Here is an 18,929-nt window from a genome sequence, read left to right as displayed (position 1 = left end):
ATGAGTCCTTTCAGGCCATCACGTCGATGGAGGTGGCGGAGTCCGCGAGGCCGCGGAGCGCGGCTGCGGGAGATTCGGGTTCGTCGCCGCTGCGGTCGCGGCGATCGGGGCCGGCGTGCGCCGTGGCGTTCGCCGAGCCGTGGTCCTGCTGCCCGGCGTTCAGCGGGTTCTGCTGACCCTGGCCGCTCGACGGCTGGTTCTGGTTCGACAGGTCGACGCTCGTCTGGACGCCCGCGGCCTGCATGTCGCGACGAAGATCGGGCAGGATCCCGCGGACCGCGTCCCGTCCCGCGTCCGACTGCGCGTACAACTCGACCCGCATCAGTCCGGCTCCCACGTGTGCCCGGACCGTGACCGGACCGAGTGCGTCGGGGCTGACCTGGACGGTGACCGTGTGCTCCCCGGTGCCGGCGGCGGCGAGAGTGAACAGCGGTCGTGCGAGCTGGGTCTGCAGAGGCTGGGCCGGCTGGGCGGGGGCCGGCGGGGCGGCGGCGGCCGTCGGGGCGGGAGCCGCGGCCTGCGCGACGGCCGCGAATGCGGTGGCGCCGTCGGTGGCGGGCTGCGGAGCCGCTGCGGTCGCTGGCGGCGCGGCGGCGGTCGTCGCGCCGCCGGTCGCCGAGCCGTCGGCGGAGCTCGACGCCGCAGCGACCGCGGTGGCCGCGGTGGCCGGCTGCGCCGCCGGGGTCGCGCTCGTGGCCGGCCCGGCGGAGTGCTGGACGGGGACGAGGATCGGTGCGGGCGCCTGGGAAGCCTGGGCCTCCGGGGACGAGGTGGCCGGAGCGGCTGCCGGCGTCGAGGTCGGCATTTCAGGCTGCAAGCCGCCGGCCACAGCCGGGGTCGCCGTGGGCACCGGCCGCGCGGCGCCCGCAGCCTGAGTTGCCGACGCCGGGCCGGGAGCGGCGACGCCGGCCGGGGCGGCAGGAGCGGCTGCGGCCGCAGCCGCCGGCCCGGTCGGGAATTCAGGCTGGAGGTCGGCGGCTGCGGTCGAGGATGCGTGCGCGGCGCCGGGGGCGGTGCTCGCATCCTGAGATGCCGACGCGGGGCCGGCGGGGCCGACTGGGGCGGGGTGGCCGGCGGGGACCGCGGCCGGGCTTGGCCCGGCCGCGACCGGCTGCGCGGCGGCAAGCGCCGACGGCACGTCAGGGTGCAGGCCCGCGCCCGCGGGCGAGCTCGGGCCGCCGGGGGCGACGCTCGTGCCTGCACCCTGAGATGCCGACGCGAGGTCGACGAGGGCGACGGGCGCGCCCGCGGAGGAGGTAGCGCCGCCGGAGCCGGCCGCCGCCGCGCCCTGAGGCGCCGACGCGGTGGCGGACGAAGCTGCCAGCAGCGCAGCGAGGCTGAGGGCGGTCGCGGGCGTCGCGACCGCAGCAGCCGTGGCGATCGGCAGCAGCGCGGAAGCCGCGACGACCGATGCGTCGTCGTCGGTGCCGTCGGCCGGCGGTACGGCCGGCGTCGCGGCGGCGGGGCGCGAGCCGTGCCGGTGCTCGCGGCGCGAGGCGCGAGCGGCGGTGTCGGAGTGCTCGTCGCGCGCCGGCGCCTTCGGGTCGCGACGCTCCGCGGTGGAGGCAGGCGCGTCTCCCGCCCCGCGCATGGCGACGTCGAACGTGGCGGCCGAGTCGGGAGACGAGCCGGCCGAACGCGATGCCCGTGCGGGTCGCGCAGGAGCGAGGTCGGCGACCGAGGCCGCACCCGACGACGGAACGGCGCTCACGAGGTGGCTCCGCTCGAGGCCATCAGCTGCTGCAGCGCAGCGGTGACGAGATCGGACTGCGACGCGGACGAGGGCGACGACCCGCTCAGCGAGGACGACGACGACGTGGTGGCGGTCGAGGGGACGATGCGGCGGATCTCGCCGATGTCCGAGTCCTTGAGGTAGTTGTCGATGATCCGTACGTCCTTGCCGGGGCGAGGCGCGTGCAGGATCTTGCCGTCGCCGAGGTAGATGACGATGTGCCCCTCGTCCTTGGTGGTGATGATGTCGCCGGGCTTGGCGTGAGCGAGGTCGGGCACCTTGACGCCCATGTTCGCCTGGTCGGGGACGACGCGCGGCATCGTGATGCCGAGGTCTTTGAAGACCGTCTGGACGAGGCCGGAGCAGTCCATGCCCGAGGTGGTGGTGCCGCCGAACACGTAGGGCACTCCGAGGTACTTCTTGGCGTCGGCGACGACGTCGGCACCGGTGACGCCGTTGTTCACGAGCCCGCCCGTGGGCGACGCCGGGGTGGCGGCGGTGCCCGCGGTCGAGTCGAGGGCGTCGGCGGACGCGGTGGTCCCGGTGGCGTCCGTGCCGGCTGCGGCGAGCGCCGACGCGAAGGTCGACGCCGAATCGGTCGCGGTCGTCGACGCGGTGGCGCTGTCGGGCAGCGTGCCGGTCTGGAGCTGGGCGATCGTGCTCTGGATCTCGAAGATCCGGGACAGCACGTTGGTGACACTCATGACTGCTCCCCCTGGAGGTCGTCTCGGTGGTGCGCGACGGAGGCGATCTCGTCGAGCGCGATCTGCTCGTCGTGGAGTTCTGCCGCGGCGGCGAGGATCGCGTGGCGGGCCTCGAGCTTCTCGAGGGCGATGGAGCGGGCGCGCGTGGCGTTGTACTCCTGCTGGGCCGCGGCGGCGGCGGCGCGGTGCTCGGCGGCGACGGCGTCGAGCTCGGCGAGCATTCCGCGCGTGGAGGCCCGGGCCGCCGCCACGGCGTTGAGCGTGGCGGCGTCGGTGACGACGTCCTTGCTGCCGACGGCGTCCGTGAGGGTCCGCTCGGTGCGCGCCCGCCGCTCGGCGACGTCGCGGATGCGGCGGTTCGCCTCGGAGAGCTCGGCCATGGCCTTCTGCTGCTGGGCGTGCCGGACGCGCAGGAGGCCGGTGAGGGAGAACGGCTTCATGGCCATCAGGCACCGCCTCCCAGCATCGCGCCGAGGGCCGCGAGCCGTGCCCAGGCCTCGACCGCCGGGGTCTGGTCGTCCATGCGCTGCTGCAGGAACGCGTCGATGTCCGCCTGGTGGGCCACGGCGGCGTCGACGAGCGGGTTCGTTCCGGGTTGGTAGGCACCGACGTCGATGAGATCCTGCGCCTGCCTGCGCGCGGCCATGACGGAGCGCAGCAGGCGAGCATCGCCCGACTGCGACGGCGAGATGACCTTGGTGGCGACACGCGAGATCGAGCCGAGCACGTCGATCGACGGGAAGTGGCCGGTGACGGCGAGCTTGCGATCGAGGACGATGTGGCCGTCGAGGATGCTGCGCGCGGCGTCGGCGATCGGCTCGTTGTGGTCGTCTCCGTCGACCAAGACGGTGTAGAGGCCGGTGACGGACCCCGTGGTGTCGGTGCCGGCGCGCTCGAGGAGCGTCGCGAGCGTCGAGAAGGTCGACGGCGGGTAGCCGCGCGTGGCCGGTGGTTCGCCGACCGAGAGGCCGATCTCGCGCTGCGCCATGGCGACGCGCGTGAGCGAGTCCATCATCAGCACGACGTCGGCTCCGCGGTCGCGGAAGGATTCGGCGATGCGGGTCGCGACGAACGCGGCGCGCAGGCGCATCAGGGCCGGCTCGTCCGAGGTCGAGACGACGACGATCGACCGGGCGAGGCCCTCGGGTCCGAGGTCGTCCTCGAGGAACTCGCGCACCTCACGGCCGCGCTCTCCGACGAGGGCGACCACGCTCACCTCGGCGTCGGTGCCGCGGGCGATCATCGACAGCAGCGACGACTTGCCGACTCCGGACCCGGCGAAGAGGCCCATGCGCTGGCCCCGGCCCGCGGTGGCGAGGGTGTCGAGCGCCCGGACGCCGAGCTGGAGCGGGGTGTCGATGCGGGCGCGACCCATGGCGGACGGGGTCGGGTGGTCGAGCGGCACGAGCTCGTCGAAGGCGAGCGGCCCCTTGCCGTCGATCGGGCGGCCGAGGCCGTCGATGACGCGGCCGAAGAGTCCACGGCCGGTCGGCACGAGGATGGGGCGGCCGGTGGGCCGCACGGACATGCCGGAGCGGACTCCGGTCATGGCTCCGAGGGGCATGCAGCGGACACCGTCGGCGGTGGTCGCGACGACCTCCGCGAGGCGGCGGGGAGACCCGGGGGCCGAGGTCCCGACCTCGACGACCTCACCGATGGCGGAGTCGAGCCCCGTCACGGTCAGCCCGAGGCCGACGACGCTGGAGACGGAGCCGACGCGCTGCGGCCGGGCGGCCTGGACAGCGCTCTCGAAACGGGGTCGGTCGATCGTGAGACTCACGCGGCACCCCCGAGGAGCTCCTGGCGAGCGCGCTCGAGCGCGGTGCCGAGAGCGGCGTCGATGAAGCCGGCGGTGAGGTCGGCCTGCGCGTCGCCGCGAGCGAGCGCGGCGTCCGCGACCAACAGCACGCCGATGTCGTCGGCGGTGCCGGCGGGCAGGACCTCGAGGTCGTCCGGGTTCAGGCGGACGGCGACGACCTCCGCCGGATCGACGACCGTGAGTGCGCGGGTGAGCGCGGCCACGACGGTGGAGGAGGCATTGGTGCGCACCTCGTAGCTCAGGATCGCCTCGGCCAGACTCAGCCCCGTCTCGACCAGGGTCTCCTGCGCCTCGGTCCGAAGGGCCAGCTGGCGCGCGTCGATCGCGGCGGCGGCCGTCGTCAGCACGGTGATGGCGCGGTCGGTGCGAGCGGCGTGGTGCGCGAGAGCGGCGGCGTGGTCGGCCTCGAGCGACGCGCGCAGAGCGGCCGTCTCGGCGGCCGACGCTCGGAGACCGGCGGCGTAGCCGGCGGCGTGACCTCGCGCCGAGGCCTCGTCCTCGCGGTGGGCGGTCGCAGGATCGCGAAGCACCGGGAACGCGACGCGGGAGAAGGCGGCGTCACTCAACGAGGGCCTCCTCGTCGCCGCGCTGCACGGTGATCGCGCCCTGGGCCTCCAGCTCGCGGATGGCACGGACGACGGAGGCGCGGGCCTCTTCGACCTGCGACAGGCGGACCGGGCCGGCGGCGCGGATCTCGTCGTCCAGGAGCTCGCGGTTGCGCTCGGAGACGTTCGCGCGGATGACGGTGGTCACGGCGTCCGGCGCGCCCTTCATGGCGATCGCGAGGACGGCCGCGTCGATGCCGCGCAGCACCTGCTGGATGTCGCGGTCGTCGAGCTTCACGATGTCGACGAAGGTCAGCATGCGCGAGCGGACCTCCTCGGCGAGGGCAGGATCGCGCGCTTCGAGGCTCTCCAGCAGGATCCGCTCGGTGGCGGCGTCCGACCGGTTGATGATGTCGACCAGCGGCTGGATCCCGCCGACGGCTTCGACCTGCTCGCGCGGGGCGACGACGGCGCCGGCCCGCACCTTGAGGGTCTGCGCGACGATGCCGACGGCTTCGGGCGTCGCGGTCCCCATGGTGGCGATCGCCTGCGCGACGTCGGTGCGGAGCCCGACGTCGAGCCCGGTGAGCACGGCGGAGGCCTGCTCGGCGTGCAGGTGCGCGAGCACGAGCGCGATGGTCTGCGGCAGCTCTCCGTCGAGCAGGGTGAGCAGCTGACCGGAGTCGGCCGTCTCCAAGAACTCGAACGACTTCCCGGCCATGGACGACGCGAGTCGCTCCATGACGCCGGCGGCCTTCTCGGAGCCGAACGACGCCTCGAGCAGACCGACGGCGAAGTCGCGTCCGCCGCGGCGGGTGAGCCGCCCCTTGGTGGTGAGCTCGTGGAACTCCGCGACGGCCGTGTCGGCGATCGACGCCTCGACGCGGCGCATCTTGACGAGTTCGGCCGTGATCTCGTCGGCCTCCTGCTCGCTGAACTTCTGCATGACGGCCGCGGCGCGGGTCTGATCCATCTGCATCAGGATCACGGCGACCTTCTGCGCACCCGTCAGCTCGGCCGACTTCTGGGCGGCGGGACTCATACGGTCTGCCTGTCGTCGAGGAGGCCGCGCAGGAGTTCGGCCGTGCGGTCGGGGTCGCTGCCGGCGAGGGCGTCGATCTCGGCGCGCTTGCGCTCCAGCGTCGCGCCCTCGCCGTCGAGCGACGGCAGTTGCACGGTCGGGGCGGTGACGGGCTGCGACGACTCGAGCAGCTTGCGCGCCTCCACGTCGTCGAGCGACAGCGGCTTGGTCACGGCGTCACCGGGCCAGGTGCCCGGCACCGACGAGATCTCTCCGAGGTCGATGTTCTCGCGCTGCTGCTTGCGGCCGCGGCGGGTCGCCAGGAACAGGGCGAGGATCAGCGGGATCCCGATACCGGCGGCGATCAGTCCGGTCCGGATGGTCTGCCACATGCTGTCGGTCGCCGCCTGGGCGCTGGCAGCCTTGAGGGCCGCGGCGGCCTGCTTGGCGCCGGTCTTGTCGAACGAGACCGCCTGGACGCTGACCTGGTCGCCGCGCGAGGTGTCGATCCCGGCCGCCTTCGAGACGAGGTCGGTGATGCTCGACATGTCGAGTCCTGCGGCGACCTTGCTGTTGATCGCGACGGAGATGTTCTGCCTCGTGAGACCGCCGGCGGGGATGGAGGTCGACTCGGTGGTCTTGTCGACCGAGTTGTTCTTGGTCGACGACTCGTTCACGTACCCGCCGTCGCCGGTGCCCGAGGTGGAGCTGCCGCTCGGAACGGCGATGTTGTCGGGGCCGAGGACGCCGGTGGTGCCCGCCGATCCTGCGCCGTTTCCCGAGTAGGACTCCTTGGTGCTCGTCTCGGAGAGCGGTGACGCGCCCCCGGTCGGGGTCGAGAACGACTCGGTCGTCTTGGTGCCGGAGTTGGGGTTCATGTCGGCGGCCACGACGACCGTCGAGTTGCCGGCGCCGACGACCTTGTCGAGCATGGTCTGCACGGCGGCCTGGGTCTGGGTCTGGTACTCGCCGGCCTGCTGCGAGGCGCTGCCGGTTGCGCCGGTGCCGACGGCCGACAGGACGTCGCCCTTCGAGTCGACGACCGAGACGTCGGTGGCCTTCATGCCCTCGACCGCGGCCGAGGTGAGGTGGACGATCGCCTGGACCTGCTCCGTCGTCAACGTCACGCCCGACTTGGTCGCGATGAAGACCGACGCGGTCGGGTCCTTCTTCTGGTCGGCGAAGACGGTCTCCTGCGGGATCGCGAGCTGCACGCTGGCGGTCTGGACGCCGTCGAGGGCACCGATGGTCTTGGCCAGCTCGCCCTCGATCGCGCGCTTGTAGGTGACGTTCTGCTGGAACTCCGACGCCGTGACGCCCATGGTGTCGAGCAGGGCGTACCCGCCGCTGTTGTCGGCGGGGAGCCCGGCGGAAGCGGCCTTGAGGCGCTCCGCGTAGACCTGCGACTGGGGAACCAGGATCGTCCCGCCGCCGTCGGTCAGCTGGTACGGCACGTTGTCGGTCTGCAGCTGGCTGACGACGCTCGAGGCGTCCGTGGCCGCGAGTCCGGTGAACAGGGGGTGTACGCCGGCTTGGTCAGCCAGGAGGTCAGAGCGACCGAGCCGAGGATGAGCACGGCGACGGCCAGGAGAGCGAGCGTCTTCTGGGCGAGCGAGAACGACCGGACGCGGTCGCCGAGGCCGGTGAAGAAGGAGCGGAGCGCGGGAGGCATCAGGCCTGCATCCTCATGATCTCGTTGAAGGCGTCGACGCCCTTGTTACGGACGGCGGCCACGAGCTCGAGGGTGACCTGAGCGCGGGTGGCGGCGATGGTCGCGGTGTGGACGTCGTCGACGCTGCCGGTGACGGCCTTGACGGCGAGATCCTGCGACTGGCCCTGGAGCGCCTGGAGTCCGTCGATGACGTTGCCGAACGACGAGGCGCCGGTGGTCGGGGTCGCGTCGAGGCCGTTGACGGTCGAGGCGACCGTGGCGGGCGACTGGGTCGAGGAGACCGGGAAGGTCCCGTTCACGGGGTAGATGGCCATCAGTTGCGTCCGATCTCGAGGGCAGCCTGGTAGGAGTCTTTGGCTCGGTCGACGACCGCTGCGTTTGCTTGGTAGCCCCGCTGGGCCATGATCAGGTCGGCCATCTGCGTGCCGAGGTCGATGTCGGGCATGCGGACGTAGCCGTTCTTGTCCGCCTGGGGGTCGGTCGGGTCGTAGGTGACTCGACCGGCGGCACTGCCGAAGGCGGCCCCCTTGACGTAGACGCCGGAGACTCCTCGCCCTCCTGGACCTCGACGTAGCGCGCCTGGAACGCGGCACCCGACATCGGCTTGACGGTGTTGACGTTGGCGATGTTGTCGGAGATGGCGTCGAGCCACTTGCGGTGCACGGTGAGGCCGGTGCCGGCGATCCCGATCGCGTCGAACATGCCCATGGTCAGCCGTCCTTCAGTGCGGCGCGGATGCTGGTCAGCACCTGGTTCTCGGCCTGCGTGGCGAACTGGTACTGCAACACGGTCGTCGTGTTGCTGAGGGTCTCGGTGTCGAGGTTGACGTTGTTGCCGTCTTCGCGGGTCGGCTCGAGCGAGCGCGACATCGTGGCGGTCGTCGCGCCGTTGCCCTCCTGGACGCTCTTCGCGAGGGCGTCCTCGAACGAGACGCGCTCCGCGGTGTATCCCGGCGTGTTGATGTTGGCGATGTTGTTCGCGGTCGCCTTCTGCCGCAGGGAGAGGCCGTCGAGGGCGCTCTCCAGAGCTCGGGATGTCACGGATTCCAGCACGGTGGCTCGCTTCACAGGGGACGGGGCGGGCGGCCGATCCGTGGCCTGGGGAGTGAGCGATCCGTGCTCACTGTGCTCTATCGGCCCAGCCCCGGTGCGCGTTAGGAGCGGTCGGCGCTCCCCGCGCCCCGTCTTCGGGGGTCGTGGTCGTCATCGAGCCGATGCAGCAGTCGATCGGAACGCGCCGAGGGCGGAGCGGGCCAGGATGGAGTCATGTCCTTCCCTCGAACCGCAGCCCGCCTCCTGCTGGGCGGAGCCCTCGCCTTCGCCGGCACCAGCCACCTCACCTTCGCCCGCGAAGACTTCCGCGCTCAGGTGCCGAACAGCCTCGCCAAGCCGCTGCCCCTGACGCAGGATCAGATCGTGCTCGCGTCCGGCGTCGTGGAGATCGCCCTGGGTGTGGCCCTGCTGTCCGGCATCAGGAAGCGGAGCGTGGGGTCCATCGCGGCCGCCTTCTTCGTCGCGGTGTTCCCGGGCAACCTGTCGCAGCTCGCGAACCACGCGTCCGCCTTCGGTCTCGACACCGACCGCAAGCGCGCGCTGCGCCTGCTCGGTCAGCCGCTGCTCATCGCGACGGCGCTCTGGTCGACGCGATAGTTCCCGCGCGATGCCGGGCTGCCGCAACACGTTTCGCGGACATCTAGACGGGCCGCGGCACGTCGAGATGTCCGCAAAACGTCTTGCGGCGAGCGCTGGCTCAGCCGGCGGCGTCGAGGTACACGGCGCGATCGGTGTCCTTGGCCGGCGGCACCGACTTGAGGGCCGCGATGTGTTTGATGACCGTGCGACGCGCCCCCAGCACCCGGGCGATCGCCGACTTCTGCTTCGCTTGGACCTCGCGAGCGCGCTCGGCCAGTTCGGGAGGCAGCGGCCCGAGGTCGGGGTCCGGGCTCCACGCGGAGGGCGCCCAGGTTCCGTCGCCGGAAGCGCCGGCAACGGCCTCCATCTCGGCGAGCGCCGCGAGCCAGGCGGCCCGCGTCTCCTCCGACCTAGCCAATTCCGAGGCTCCCGCCGGTGAAGGTCGGAGAGTCCATCGACGCCGCGCCGGTGGCGGGCACGAGTGCTGCGGCTTCGTGCCAGGCCTGGCGGAGCGGCTCCAGGAGCGCGATGCCCTCGCGGGTGAGGGCGACGTCACGGTGGACGTTCGCGTTGACCAGCGCGACCGACACGTAGGTGTAGAGCGCCTGCAGATCCTGCCCGCCGTCCCAGAGGTCGACTCGGAGCGACGAGTTCAGCTCCGCGACGATCGCCTGAGCGTGCAGGAGGTTCTCGGAGGCCACCGGCCAATTGCCCGCGGTCTGCGCCGCTTCGGCCCGGCCGAGGTCGAGGAGGAGGCGGTCGTACAGCATGGTGAGCAGGCGCACCGGCGTGGCCGAGAGCACCGCCTCGCGCCCGTAGGCGCTGCGCTGCTGGGCGCTGGTTCCGTAGGTGAGAGTCATGATCAGGCCCCGGTGTAGACGGCGGGCAGGCCGGCGAGGGCGCTCGAGAGCGACGACGACTGCGAGTTGAGGGTGGAGAGCTGCGTCTCGAGGGTCGCGTACTGCTTCTCGAGGGCGGAGCGGCGATCGGTCAGGCGCAGGGTCCACTCGTCGACCTGCTTGTTGAGGTCGGTGACGATCGACTGCTGGCCGGTGATGACGCCGGTGAGCTGGCCGTCGTACTTGTCGGAGGCCGTCGTGGCGGCGTCCGCGACGCGGCTCGCGAGGGTGGCGAGCATCGACTGGGTTCCGGCAGGATCCTTCGCCAGTGCTGCGGAGAATTTGTCCTGGTCGAACTCGAAGTTGCCGTCCTTCGTGATGCTGATGCCGATCTCCGACGGCGAGTGGCCGTTGACCGGCATCGACGCGGCGGTGACCAGCGCGTCGTTGACGCCGCGCACGGTGCTGTCGCCGGTGAAGGGGCCGCCCGACACGACGTTGTTGCCGGCGGAGTCGGTGCTGTTGACGACGGCGCTCTTGGTCGAGATGAGCGCGAGGACGCCGTTGACGGCGCTGACCAGACCGCTCGCCACAGCCGTGGCCGCCGAGGTGTCCTGGGCGATTCCGATCGTGACCGGATCGCTCGAAGCCTTGCTGACGCTCACGTCGACGCCGGGCAGGAGGCCGGTGAAGGTGTTCGTGCTGGAGGTGATCGTCTGCTCGGCGGTCGTCCCGGCGTAGAGCCGGACACTGGCATCCTGCGCGGTCTTGATGACGGCGCTGCCCGGAGCGGTCAGCAGATTCGTCGCCGAGCCCGCCGCCACGTCGGCGCTGGTCCCCGAGTAGACCTGGAAGTCGCCGGACGCACCCGTCGTCGCCGAGCTGAACTGGATGCGGTACTGGGCGTTCCCGTCGGCGTCCTTGCCCGCTGCGACCTTGAGGGCCTTGACGCCGGCCGAGGAGGCGTTCACCGCGGAGACGAGGTCGTCCAGGAGTCGGACGCGGGCGTGATGTCGATCGAGGTGCCGGCCGCCGACACGATGGTCAGCGACTTCGGCGAGGTCGACGAGGTGAAGGCCTGGCTGACGCCGACCTTGGCCTGGGCGACCTGGTCGACGACGATGTCGAACGAGCCGGGCGCGGCGGAGGTGCCGGCGGCGGCGGTGACGTTGCTGGACGACGTCGACGTCGTGAAGAGAGCGAGGGCGGTCGGCGACTTCGCCGTCGCGGCCAGGGCGGCGAGGAGGCGACCTGAGTGTTCAGCCCCTGCAGCGCCGTGATGTTGCTCTGGGTGTCGGTGACCTTGGCCTTCAGCAGCGTCTGCGGCTGGGCCTCGGCGGTCATCAGCGAGTTGATGAGCGAGGTGGTGTCGAGGCCGGAGACGAGCCCGTCGATGCCGAGTCCTGATGCGGATGTCACGCGCTGCGCCTCCTTCGGGGGATGAGTGTTCCGCGGGCGGGTGACGAGAGAACCCGAACTCTCTCTCGTCACCCGACCCGCGGGTGGTGGTGCTGGGTGCTACCGGTGCGGCGACTGGTTGTCGCTACCGACTTGTCGCTACGGCTTGTCGCTACCGGCTAGCGGAGGAGCGACAGGACGCCCTGCGTCGACTGGTTCGCCTGAGCGAGCATCGCGGTACCGGCCTGGCTGAGGATGTTGGCACGGGTGTACTTGACCATCTCCTGAGCCATGTCGGTGTCGGTGATGCGCGATTCGGCGGCCGTCAGGTTCTCCTGAGCCACGTTCGTCACGTTGATGGCGTGGTCGAAGCGGTTCTGGACGGCACCGAGGCCGGCACGAGCGGTCGAGATCGCGGTGATCTGCGTGTCGAGCAGCGTGATCGCAGCCTGGGCGTGAGCGGCGGTGTCGAACTGGAGACCCGCTCCGGTGCCCGTGACGCCGGTGGCGACACCGGTGATCGCCGACGAGGTGACCTCGCCGCCGTTCTTCGCCTGGACGTCGATGCCCGTTGCGACACCGGCGGCGTCACGCGAGACGGTCGCGCTGAAGCCGGCCGAGAAGTTCGAGTCCTTGTTCAGAGCGGCCGCGACGTCGTCCATCGACGAAGTCGCCGTGAAAGCGGTGCCACCGTTCAGCGCGCCGAGGGTGGCGGTCGTGACGACGCCGTCCTTGGTCGAGGTGAAGGTCGCGCCGGAAGCCACGTCCACACCCGCAACGGAGGCCACTGCGAAGTTGGTGGAAGCCGAAGCGTTCTTCAGCGTCGAAGCGATGTTGGACACGTTGGCGCCCGACAGGTCGACGTTGATCTGGCTGTTGGCGTCACCGTTCGCTCCGACCTGGAAGCTGAGGCTGTTGGAGGAACCGTCGAGCAGTTTGATGCCGTTGAAGTTGGTCGAGCCCGAGATGCGGGTGAGCTCGTCCGTGAGGGCCGAGACCTCGGTGGTGATCGCCTTGCGGGAGTCACCGTTGTTCGAGTCGTTACCGGCCTGAACAGCGAGGTCACGCATGCGCTGGAGGATCGACTGCGTTTCGGTCAGTCCACCTTCAGCGGTCTGGACGACGGAGACGCCGTCCTGGGCGTTGCGGGCGGCGACCGTGAGGCCACCGACCTGCGACTTGAGTCCCTCGGAGATGGCGAGGCCTGCAGCGTCGTCAGCGGCACGGTTGATGCGAAGACCCGAGGACAGCTTCTCGAGCGAGGAGCTGAGGGAGTTCTGCGTGCTGTTGAGGTTGCGGTAGGTGTTGTTCGCCGCGAGGTTGGTGTTGATCTGGAAACCCATGATGGAACTCTCTTCCGTGAATTGTTGGGGGTGTTCTGCCGCCCATCCGTGGGCTGACATCTGTAGCTATCGGCGGCGGGATCGCCGCCGTTAGCGAATTCTCAAAAAGTTCTAGGAGGCGGCCGATTCGCGCTGGGCCGCGATGTCGTCGCGCATGGCGAGGCCGATCCCGACGACCGCGTTGCTGGCGACGCGAGACAGATAGGCCGCGCGGCGGGCCGGCGCCGTCTTCGACTCGTAGACGACCTCGGAGCCCTCGGCTCGCTCGTCCGAGGCGTAGTGCGTGTTGAGGCCGTCGCGGAGGAGGCGGATCGCCTCGGTGCGCTGCTGCGACACGGCCGAGTGGGTGATCCCGAGCTCATCGGCGATCTCCGTCACGCTCTTGTCGCCGAAGTAGACGTTCTCGACGATGTAGCGCATCTTCTCGGGCAGGGCCTCGACGGCGGCGCGGAGGTAGCGGGTGCGCTCCTGCTCGAGCGCGCTCTCCTCGGGCAGGATGATGTCGGCGGCGAGCTGGTCGGCGACCGTCTCGTCGATCGCGGTGACGGTGCGGGCGGCGTCGGTGAGCGCGTCGGTGGCGGTCTGGCGGTCGACACCGAGGGACGAGGCGATCTCGTCGACGCTGGGCGTGCGTCCGAGAGCCGCGGTCAGCGTCTCCTGAGTGGAGAGGGTCTCCTTGATGCGCTTGCGCGTGGCCCGGCTGGCCCAGTCGCTGGAGCGCATGTCGTCGGCGAAGGAGCCCATGATGCGGGTGCGGGCGTAGGCACCGAACGGGACGCCCTGCGCGGGGTCGAACGCGTCGGCGGCCTGGACGAGGGCGAGGGCGCCGGCCGAGGCGAAGTCGTCGCGGCTCAGGTGCGTGGCGCGGGCGCAGACCTCGGAGACGAGGTAGCCGACGAGAGGGAGGTTCTGCACCACCATCGCGTTGCGCTCTGTCCTGTTCATCCTGCACCCCGGTCTGTTCGGAAATCGGCATGACGAATCGCCTCGGCGGCATGGCTCGCCGAAGACGATTCGAAAGTGATCTGCGATTCGGAAGGGCCCCTAGCGGCTCTTCCTTCGCTGGCCGGAGTGATCTTCCGACACCCACAACGCTACTGAGCCCGGGAGGGGCAAAACTAGGCCGGAAAGCCCCCACTACGGGGGTTTGGGGTGTCGTCATTTAGGAGGACAAAGCGTGAATTCTCGCGGATTTCACCCCCAACGGGGCCTTGTTTAAGCCACGCAGGATCACGAGTACCAGACACGTGTCGACAAGCTGCGTCGGCAACCGCAAGGTCCACTCCTTACGGTGGGGTCCTACCGGCCGATAGTGCATCTCGAGAGCGCAACCGCTCTCTGCGGGAGGCCTGGCCGGACCGCAGCCGAAACTTGGAGGGACCGTGGGCGTGAACGAATTGTCCGCCGTGCTCTGGCGTGAGAGGGAGCTCCTCGAGCTGCTCACGTTCAAGCTCGAAGAGGAGCAGCTGCTCCTCACCGCCGGGAAGTCCCGCTGGATCGAACACGCGACCCGCGAGGTCGAGCAGGTGCTCGAACGTCTCCGGGCCGCCGGTCTCGAGCGCACGGTCGAGGTGGCCGTCGTCGCCGAGGAGTGGGGCACCGAGGGCGAGACGCCGCTGCGCGAACTCGTCGACCACGCTCCCGACGGCCCCTGGGCCGACATCTTCACGTCGCACCTCCGGGCCATGACCGAGCTGACGCGCCAGATCAAGCAGCTCCGCGACGAGAACGAGCAGTTCCTCCGCGCCGCGGCCCGTTCCACGCAGGAGACGCTCGCCACGGTCAACACGGATCCTGCGACCTACGACGCGACCGGCTCCGGCCGCAGCACTTCCACCTCGAGCCACCTCTTCGACGGGCGACTGTAGACACGTGAGCACCTTCTCCGGACTCAACACCGCGTACCGCGGCCTCTCGGCGGCCCGCGCGGGTCTCGACGTCGTCGGGCAGAACATCGCCAACGCGTCGACGGACGGCTACACGCGCCAGCGGGTCACGACGTCGTCGATCAACGCGGTGCAGCCCGGCCTCTTCTCCACCGGCACCGCCATCGGCCAGGGCGTCTCGGTCGACGGGTACGCCAGGATCGGCGACGCCCAGCAGGACGCCCAGGTGCGGTCGACCGCGTCCAGCGCCGGCTACGGCTCGGTCCGCTCCAGCGTCCTGTCCACGCTCGAGGCGTCGCTGAACGAGCCGGGCACCAATGGCCTGTCCGCGCAGCTCAACACGTTCTGGGCCGGCTGGGGCGACATGGCGAACGCCCCCGGCGGCGCCTCCCCCGCCTCGACCCTCCTCGGCGAGGCGCAGACCATCGCCGACACCCTCAAGACGGGCTACCAGCAGGTCTCCGACCAGTGGAGCGCGACCAGGACCCAGGTCGCCTCCCTGGCGAACGACCTCAACTCGGCCGCGGCGCAGGTCGCCGACCTCAACAAGCAGATCCAGCAGGGACTCTCCACCGGCGGCAGCGTCAACGAGTTGGTCGACAAGCGCAACGCGCTCACCGAGAAGATCTCGTCGCTCGCCGGCGGGTCGGTCCACGCCAACTCCGACGGCACCGTCGACGTCCTGATCGGTGGCAACGCCATCGTCTCGGGCACCGAGTCGCGTTCCGTGCAGGTCACCGGATCCTCGACCCTGGAGGGCGCGGGCGCATCGCCGGTGACCCTCGAGTGGACCCACCGTCCCGGTACCTCCGTCGGGCTCGACGGCGGGCAGATCGCGGGCGCGCTGTCCGTGCTCGCCCCGGCCGACGGCTCAGGATCCGGCGGTGTCCTCGCCGAGGCCGCGGCCAGCTACAACGCTTTCGCGACCCAGCTCGCCGCCGCCGTCAACTCGGTCTACCAGACAGGCTCCACGCCGTCCGGCACCACCGGCGCCGACTTCTTCGCCGTCTCCGCCACCGGCCCCGCTGCGACGGGCCTCTCCGTGATCCCGAAGTCGGCCGCCGACATCCAGACCGGGACGGCAGGATCCGGAGCCCTCGACGGTTCCGTCGCCCTGCAGATCTCCCACCTGGGCGTCGGCGCCGCAGCTCCCGACCGCGCCTGGGCCGCCTTCGTCACCTCGACCGGCGCCCTCGCACAGACCGAGATCGCGTCGTCCGACCGTGCCACGATCGCCGCCACCGCGGCCAAGACGCAGCAGCAGTCGACCGCGGGCGTCGACCTCGACGAGGAGAACGTCAACATGCTGACCTTCCAGCACGCCTACCAGGGCGCCGCCCGCGTGATGACGGCCGTCGACGAGATGCTCGACACGCTCATCAACCACGTCGGACACGTGGGGATCGCCTGATGCTCGGCCGCGTCACGAACCAGACCTCCGCGATGGCCGCCTCGCGCCAGCTGCAGGCCAATGCCGCCCGGCTCGCGCAGCTGCAGGGCCAGGCGTCGTCGCTCAAGGCGATCGGCGTCCCGTCCGACGACCCGACGGGCACCGGGCAGTCGCTCCTCGTCCGCAGCGCGCAAGCCGCCAACACCCAGTACTCCCGCAACGCCGACGACGGAGACGGCTGGCTCACCATGACCGACTCGGCTCTGAGCGACACCGCCAACATCCTCCGCCGGATCCGCGACCTCACCGTGCAGGGCGCCAACGACGGCTCGATGTCGCCCACCGCGAAGGAGGCCATCGCCACCGAGTTGACCGGTCTCAAGAGCGACCTCCTCGCTTCGGCCAACACGACCTACGCGGGGCGCTCCGTCTTCGCCGGCACGTCCGACGCGAACGGAGCCTTCTCGCCCGAGACCAGCACCACCGATCCGGTCACCGGCGTGGTGACGACGACCCCGCCCGCGTTCACCGGCACGGCCGGGAGCAGCGTGCAGCGCAGGATCTCCGACAGCACCACCGTCAAGGTCGACACCGACGGGGCGGCCGTGTTCGGCACCGGCTCCGACTCGGTGTTCTCGATGGTCGACTCGATCGTCTCCGACCTCCGCGCCGGGGTGAACGTCAACCCGCAGCTCAACGCCATCGACGCCCGCCTCGACGCCGTCAACGCGGCCCGGGGCGACGTCGGAGCCCGCCAGGCTCAGATCGAGCGCGCTCAGGACTCCCTCAAGTCGTCCTCCGTCTCGCTCGAGAACCAGCGCTCGGGCATCGAGGACCTCGACCTCGCCAAGGTCATCCTCCAGCTTCAAACCCAGCAAGTCTCCTACCAATCCGCCCTCGCGACCACCGCCAAGGTGATCCAGCCGACCCTGATGGACTTCCTCCGATGAGCGCTCTCCTCACCTTCGTCACGCCTCCTCCCGGACTCGACCCCGTCGTCGACTTCACCCTCGACGAGGTGTCCGGCGCCACGGGCCTGTACTCGCTCCACGCCAGTGCGGCGCCGACCACCCGGCTCTTCGTCGTGGACGCCGGCGTCCACCTGCCCGACTACTCGCCGGAGATCTCCGAGGAGCAGGGCGAGTCGCTCGGGGTGCACAGCCCGGAGGACGCGCTCGTCCTGGTCGTCGCCAACCCCGCGCCGTCCGGCACGACCGTGAACCTGATGGCGCCCATCGTCGTCAACGCGACCACCGGGCTGTCGGCGCAGCTGATCCTCGAGAACCAGGACTGGCCGCTCCGCGCCGCCCTCGTCCCGCGCCCGGCCTCCGCGCCGACCCCCGTCGCCGTCCCCGCCTGACCAGCCTGCCTCTGCCCCGCACTGCTCCGCACCCACCTGCCCCCACCCTCCCGAAATCGAAGGGGATTCTCGTCCCCGACGAGCTCGCATGCGGCAGGCGGGCCCGTCCAGCGAGAATCCCCTTCGATTTCTGGAGGGAGCGCAGGGTGCGGGGCGCCTCAGACGGCGGGCTGCTTCGGCGCGCGCGGCAGGAACAGCGCCAGCACGAGCGGCACGACCCCGAACCCGACCACCCACCAGAAGGTCGATCCGAAGGCCCCGGCGAGCGCCTCGGATCCTGCGCCGCCTCGGTCGATGGCGCTCTCGAGCAGGACCGCGACGACCGTCACTCCGAACGGCGCTCCGACCCGCTGCACGACGCTGAACGCCGCGCCGGCCCGGGGATCTCGCTCCGGCCGAGGCCTGAGAAGGCCAGCGTCATGATGGTCATCAGGATCGCGCCCGAGCCGAAGCCGATGACGTACTGCGAGGCGAGGAGCAGGACGTCGTGTCCCGATGCCCCGACGACGGCGAACGGCACGGCTCCGAGCATGATCAGGAGGGAGCCGGTGGCCACGATCCACTTGGTCGGGACGCGCCCGGCGATCGTGCGGTTCAGCAGCATGAAGGTGACGGTGCCGAGCCCCTGCGGGATCAGCAGCAGGCCGGTCTGGAGTGTCGAGTCGCCGCGCAGCTGCTGGTAGAAGAGCGGCAGCAGGAACATGACGGCGTAGCTGGAGAAGCCGCCGACGAAGGTGATCACGCTCGACAGGCCGAAACTCCGGCGGGCGAACGGGCGCACGTCGAGGAGCGGGATGCCCTTGGAGCGGAGCGACCAGACGGCGAAGGCGGCGACGAGGACGGCGCCGGCGATCGTCGGCAGCCACGAGCCGACCGCCGAGAATCCACCGTCGCGTCCTGCCGCGCTGATGCCCCAGGCCAGTGCGACGAGCCCGGGTGTCAGCAGGACGAACCCGATCGCGTCGAACGGGTGACCGCGTTTGGGCTCGCCGGCCGGCAGGAGACGCGGCGCCAGGATCAGCGCGGCGAGGCAGAGCGGGACGTTGACGAAGAACAGCCAGCGCCAGCTGACCGACGACACGAGCGCGCCGCCGATGACCGGCCCCAGGATCGGGGCGAGCTGGCCGGGGATCGCGATGGTGCCGATGGCTCGACCGAGGCGCGCCGGGCCGGCCGTCTGGGTGAGGATCGTCACGGTCAGCGGCAGGACGAGACCGCCGCCGATGCCCTGGAGGACGCGGAACCCGATCAGGCTCGGCAGGTTCCACGAGAGCCCGCAGAGGACCGACCCCAGGAGGAAGGCGCCGACCGCGGTGGTCCAGACGGCTTTCGCGCCGAAGCGCTCGGTGGCCCACCCGGAGAGCGGGATCACGCCGGCGAGCGCCAGGAGGTACCCGCTCGAGATCCACTGGGTCGAGGCGACGGAGGCGTGGAAGACCACGTGGAGGTGGTCGAGGGCCACGTTGACGATCGTCGTGTCGAGGATCGTCGTGATCGTGCCGAGGAGCAGCACGACGCTGATCACGGTGAGCCGTCGGTCGCTGACCAGCGCCGGCGTCGTTTCGAGTGTCGAAGTCATGAAAAGTAAA

23 protein-coding genes and 1 pseudogene are annotated in these 18,929 nt (G+C 70.9%); 6 read left to right on the top strand and 18 right to left on the bottom strand.

The annotated features are described in order from the left end of the window. Nucleotides 1-10: 10 nt before the first annotated feature. The 11 genes and pseudogenes from QUE79_RS06110 to QUE79_RS06065 all read right to left on the bottom strand — a co-directional run bounded on the left by QUE79_RS06110 (nt 11) and on the right by QUE79_RS06065 (nt 8,545). Nucleotides 11-1,711, bottom strand: a complete 1,701-nt coding sequence (locus tag QUE79_RS06110; RefSeq protein WP_286345898.1) for a flagellar hook-length control protein FliK — start codon at nt 1,709-1,711, stop codon at nt 11-13. Next, nucleotides 1,708-2,436 carry a C40 family peptidase gene (locus QUE79_RS06105; RefSeq protein WP_286345897.1) on the bottom strand — a complete coding sequence of 243 codons (729 nt, stop codon included), beginning with the start codon at nt 2,434-2,436 and terminating at the stop codon, nt 1,708-1,710. The genes QUE79_RS06110 and QUE79_RS06105 overlap by 4 nt, the downstream gene beginning before the upstream one ends. Further along, nucleotides 2,433-2,882 carry a flagellar FliJ family protein gene (locus QUE79_RS06100; protein ID WP_286345896.1) on the bottom strand — a complete coding sequence of 150 codons (450 nt, stop codon included), beginning with the start codon at nt 2,880-2,882 and terminating at the stop codon, nt 2,433-2,435. The genes QUE79_RS06105 and QUE79_RS06100 overlap by 4 nt, the downstream gene beginning before the upstream one ends. After that, nucleotides 2,882-4,216, bottom strand: coding sequence for a FliI/YscN family ATPase (locus QUE79_RS06095; RefSeq protein WP_286345895.1), 1,335 nt, complete (start codon nt 4,214-4,216; stop codon nt 2,882-2,884). The genes QUE79_RS06100 and QUE79_RS06095 overlap by 1 nt, the downstream gene beginning before the upstream one ends. Then, the gene (locus QUE79_RS06090) at nt 4,213-4,821 is read right to left on the bottom strand and encodes a FliH/SctL family protein (protein ID WP_286345894.1); all 609 of its coding nucleotides are present in this window, start codon (nt 4,819-4,821) and stop codon (nt 4,213-4,215) included. Before QUE79_RS06090 ends, QUE79_RS06095 begins: the two co-directional genes overlap by 4 nt. Further along, on the bottom strand, nt 4,814-5,842 hold the full coding sequence (gene fliG / locus QUE79_RS06085; RefSeq protein ID WP_286345893.1) for a flagellar motor switch protein FliG: 1,029 nt from the start codon (nt 5,840-5,842) through the stop codon (nt 4,814-4,816). Before fliG ends, QUE79_RS06090 begins: the two co-directional genes overlap by 8 nt. Continuing rightward, a complete protein-coding gene (gene fliF, locus QUE79_RS06080) occupies nt 5,839-7,290 on the bottom strand; it encodes a flagellar basal-body MS-ring/collar protein FliF (RefSeq protein WP_350271743.1) in 1,452 nt (483 codons plus the stop codon). Before fliF ends, fliG begins: the two co-directional genes overlap by 4 nt. Continuing rightward, nucleotides 7,260-7,493: a hypothetical protein gene (locus tag QUE79_RS25285; protein WP_350271649.1), complete on the bottom strand. Its 234-nt coding sequence runs from the start codon at nt 7,491-7,493 to the stop codon at nt 7,260-7,262. The genes fliF and QUE79_RS25285 overlap by 31 nt, the downstream gene beginning before the upstream one ends. Beyond that, on the bottom strand, nt 7,493-7,807 hold the full coding sequence (gene fliE / locus QUE79_RS06075; protein ID WP_286345892.1) for a flagellar hook-basal body complex protein FliE: 315 nt from the start codon (nt 7,805-7,807) through the stop codon (nt 7,493-7,495). Before fliE ends, QUE79_RS25285 begins: the two co-directional genes overlap by 1 nt. After that, a pseudogene (locus tag QUE79_RS06070) lies at nt 7,807-8,201 on the bottom strand (flagellar basal body rod protein FlgC). Before QUE79_RS06070 ends, fliE begins: the two are co-directional and overlap by 1 nt. Nucleotides 8,202-8,203: 2 nt before the next feature. Next, complete coding sequence (locus QUE79_RS06065) at nt 8,204-8,545, bottom strand: flagellar basal body rod protein FlgB (RefSeq protein WP_286345891.1); 342 nt, start codon at nt 8,543-8,545, stop codon at nt 8,204-8,206. A gap of 213 nt (nt 8,546-8,758) precedes the next feature. Between QUE79_RS06065 and QUE79_RS06060 the strand changes: the two genes are divergently transcribed. Continuing rightward, nucleotides 8,759-9,142 carry a DoxX family protein gene (locus QUE79_RS06060; protein WP_286345890.1) on the top strand — a complete coding sequence of 128 codons (384 nt, stop codon included), beginning with the start codon at nt 8,759-8,761 and terminating at the stop codon, nt 9,140-9,142. A gap of 100 nt (nt 9,143-9,242) precedes the next feature. On the opposite strand, the gene QUE79_RS06055 is transcribed toward QUE79_RS06060, so the two are convergent. The 3 genes from QUE79_RS06055 to fliD are packed head-to-tail and all read right to left on the bottom strand — an operon-like array spanning nt 9,243 to nt 10,934. Then, on the bottom strand, nt 9,243-9,542 hold the full coding sequence (locus QUE79_RS06055) for a hypothetical protein (RefSeq protein ID WP_286345889.1): 300 nt from the start codon (nt 9,540-9,542) through the stop codon (nt 9,243-9,245). Next, nucleotides 9,535-9,984 carry a flagellar export chaperone FliS gene (gene fliS / locus QUE79_RS06050; RefSeq protein WP_286345888.1) on the bottom strand — a complete coding sequence of 150 codons (450 nt, stop codon included), beginning with the start codon at nt 9,982-9,984 and terminating at the stop codon, nt 9,535-9,537. The genes QUE79_RS06055 and fliS overlap by 8 nt, the downstream gene beginning before the upstream one ends. A gap of 2 nt (nt 9,985-9,986) precedes the next feature. Continuing rightward, nucleotides 9,987-10,934 carry a flagellar filament capping protein FliD gene (gene fliD, locus QUE79_RS06045; protein WP_286345887.1) on the bottom strand — a complete coding sequence of 316 codons (948 nt, stop codon included), beginning with the start codon at nt 10,932-10,934 and terminating at the stop codon, nt 9,987-9,989. A gap of 36 nt (nt 10,935-10,970) precedes the next feature. On the opposite strand from fliD, the gene QUE79_RS06040 reads away from it, so the two are divergent. Next, nucleotides 10,971-11,243, top strand: coding sequence for a hypothetical protein (locus tag QUE79_RS06040; protein WP_286346876.1), 273 nt, complete (start codon nt 10,971-10,973; stop codon nt 11,241-11,243). A gap of 297 nt (nt 11,244-11,540) precedes the next feature. On the opposite strand, the gene QUE79_RS06035 is transcribed toward QUE79_RS06040, so the two are convergent. Continuing rightward, nucleotides 11,541-12,704 carry a flagellin N-terminal helical domain-containing protein gene (locus tag QUE79_RS06035; protein ID WP_286345886.1) on the bottom strand — a complete coding sequence of 388 codons (1,164 nt, stop codon included), beginning with the start codon at nt 12,702-12,704 and terminating at the stop codon, nt 11,541-11,543. Between the two features lie 111 nt (nt 12,705-12,815). Then, complete coding sequence (locus tag QUE79_RS06030) at nt 12,816-13,649, bottom strand: sigma-70 family RNA polymerase sigma factor (protein ID WP_286345885.1); 834 nt, start codon at nt 13,647-13,649, stop codon at nt 12,816-12,818. Nucleotides 13,650-14,086: 437 nt separating this feature from the next. Here QUE79_RS06030 and QUE79_RS06025 point away from each other — a divergent pair, with 437 nt between their 5' ends. The 4 genes from QUE79_RS06025 to fliW are packed head-to-tail and all read left to right on the top strand — an operon-like array spanning nt 14,087 to nt 17,340. After that, on the top strand, nt 14,087-14,572 hold the full coding sequence (locus QUE79_RS06025) for a flagellar protein FlgN (protein WP_286345884.1): 486 nt from the start codon (nt 14,087-14,089) through the stop codon (nt 14,570-14,572). Between the two features lie 4 nt (nt 14,573-14,576). Next, complete coding sequence (flgK, locus tag QUE79_RS06020) at nt 14,577-16,001, top strand: flagellar hook-associated protein FlgK (RefSeq protein ID WP_286345883.1); 1,425 nt, start codon at nt 14,577-14,579, stop codon at nt 15,999-16,001. Then, nucleotides 16,001-16,930, top strand: coding sequence for a flagellar hook-associated protein FlgL (gene flgL, locus QUE79_RS06015; protein ID WP_286345882.1), 930 nt, complete (start codon nt 16,001-16,003; stop codon nt 16,928-16,930). Before flgK ends, flgL begins: the two co-directional genes overlap by 1 nt. Continuing rightward, nucleotides 16,927-17,340 carry a flagellar assembly protein FliW gene (gene fliW / locus QUE79_RS06010; protein ID WP_286345881.1) on the top strand — a complete coding sequence of 138 codons (414 nt, stop codon included), beginning with the start codon at nt 16,927-16,929 and terminating at the stop codon, nt 17,338-17,340. The genes flgL and fliW overlap by 4 nt, the downstream gene beginning before the upstream one ends. A gap of 158 nt (nt 17,341-17,498) precedes the next feature. On the opposite strand, the gene QUE79_RS06005 is transcribed toward fliW, so the two are convergent. Together QUE79_RS06005 and QUE79_RS06000 are read right to left on the bottom strand one after the other, a co-directional pair. Next, on the bottom strand, nt 17,499-17,669 hold the full coding sequence (locus QUE79_RS06005) for a hypothetical protein (RefSeq protein ID WP_286345880.1): 171 nt from the start codon (nt 17,667-17,669) through the stop codon (nt 17,499-17,501). Then, the gene (locus tag QUE79_RS06000; protein ID WP_286345879.1) at nt 17,666-18,919 is read right to left on the bottom strand and encodes a DHA2 family efflux MFS transporter permease subunit; all 1,254 of its coding nucleotides are present in this window, start codon (nt 18,917-18,919) and stop codon (nt 17,666-17,668) included. Before QUE79_RS06000 ends, QUE79_RS06005 begins: the two co-directional genes overlap by 4 nt. Between the last annotated feature and the right edge of the window lie 10 nt (nt 18,920-18,929).

This window comes from Frondihabitans sucicola (assembly GCF_030296615.1).
Classification (GTDB): Bacteria; Actinomycetota; Actinomycetes; order Actinomycetales; family Microbacteriaceae; genus Frondihabitans; species Frondihabitans sucicola.
Note: the sequence above shows the minus strand (reverse complement) of the source record. Positions and strands in the feature narration are given on the sequence as shown.

What these genes read in the sequence shown, in the direction of transcription:
- QUE79_RS06105 (WP_286345897.1), bottom strand. Translation starts at nt 2,436, where the DNA reads ATGAGTGTCACCAACGTGCTGTCCCGGATCTTCGAGATCCAGAGCACG.
- QUE79_RS06100 (WP_286345896.1), bottom strand. Translation starts at nt 2,882, where the DNA reads ATGGCCATGAAGCCGTTCTCCCTCACCGGCCTCCTGCGCGTCCGGCAC.
- fliG (WP_286345893.1), bottom strand. Translation starts at nt 5,842, where the DNA reads ATGAGTCCCGCCGCCCAGAAGTCGGCCGAGCTGACGGGTGCGCAGAAG.
- QUE79_RS25285 (WP_350271649.1), bottom strand. Translation starts at nt 7,493, where the DNA reads ATGCCTCCCGCGCTCCGCTCCTTCTTCACCGGCCTCGGCGACCGCGTC.
- fliE (WP_286345892.1), bottom strand. Translation starts at nt 7,807, where the DNA reads ATGGCCATCTACCCCGTGAACGGGACCTTCCCGGTCTCCTCGACCCAG.
- QUE79_RS06060 (WP_286345890.1), top strand. Translation starts at nt 8,759, where the DNA reads ATGTCCTTCCCTCGAACCGCAGCCCGCCTCCTGCTGGGCGGAGCCCTC.
- fliS (WP_286345888.1), bottom strand. Translation starts at nt 9,984, where the DNA reads ATGACTCTCACCTACGGAACCAGCGCCCAGCAGCGCAGCGCCTACGGG.
- QUE79_RS06035 (WP_286345886.1), bottom strand. Translation starts at nt 12,704, where the DNA reads ATGGGTTTCCAGATCAACACCAACCTCGCGGCGAACAACACCTACCGC.
- QUE79_RS06030 (WP_286345885.1), bottom strand. Translation starts at nt 13,649, where the DNA reads ATGAACAGGACAGAGCGCAACGCGATGGTGGTGCAGAACCTCCCTCTC.
- flgL (WP_286345882.1), top strand. Translation starts at nt 16,001, where the DNA reads ATGCTCGGCCGCGTCACGAACCAGACCTCCGCGATGGCCGCCTCGCGC.
- fliW (WP_286345881.1), top strand. Translation starts at nt 16,927, where the DNA reads ATGAGCGCTCTCCTCACCTTCGTCACGCCTCCTCCCGGACTCGACCCC.
- QUE79_RS06000 (WP_286345879.1), bottom strand. Translation starts at nt 18,919, where the DNA reads ATGACTTCGACACTCGAAACGACGCCGGCGCTGGTCAGCGACCGACGG.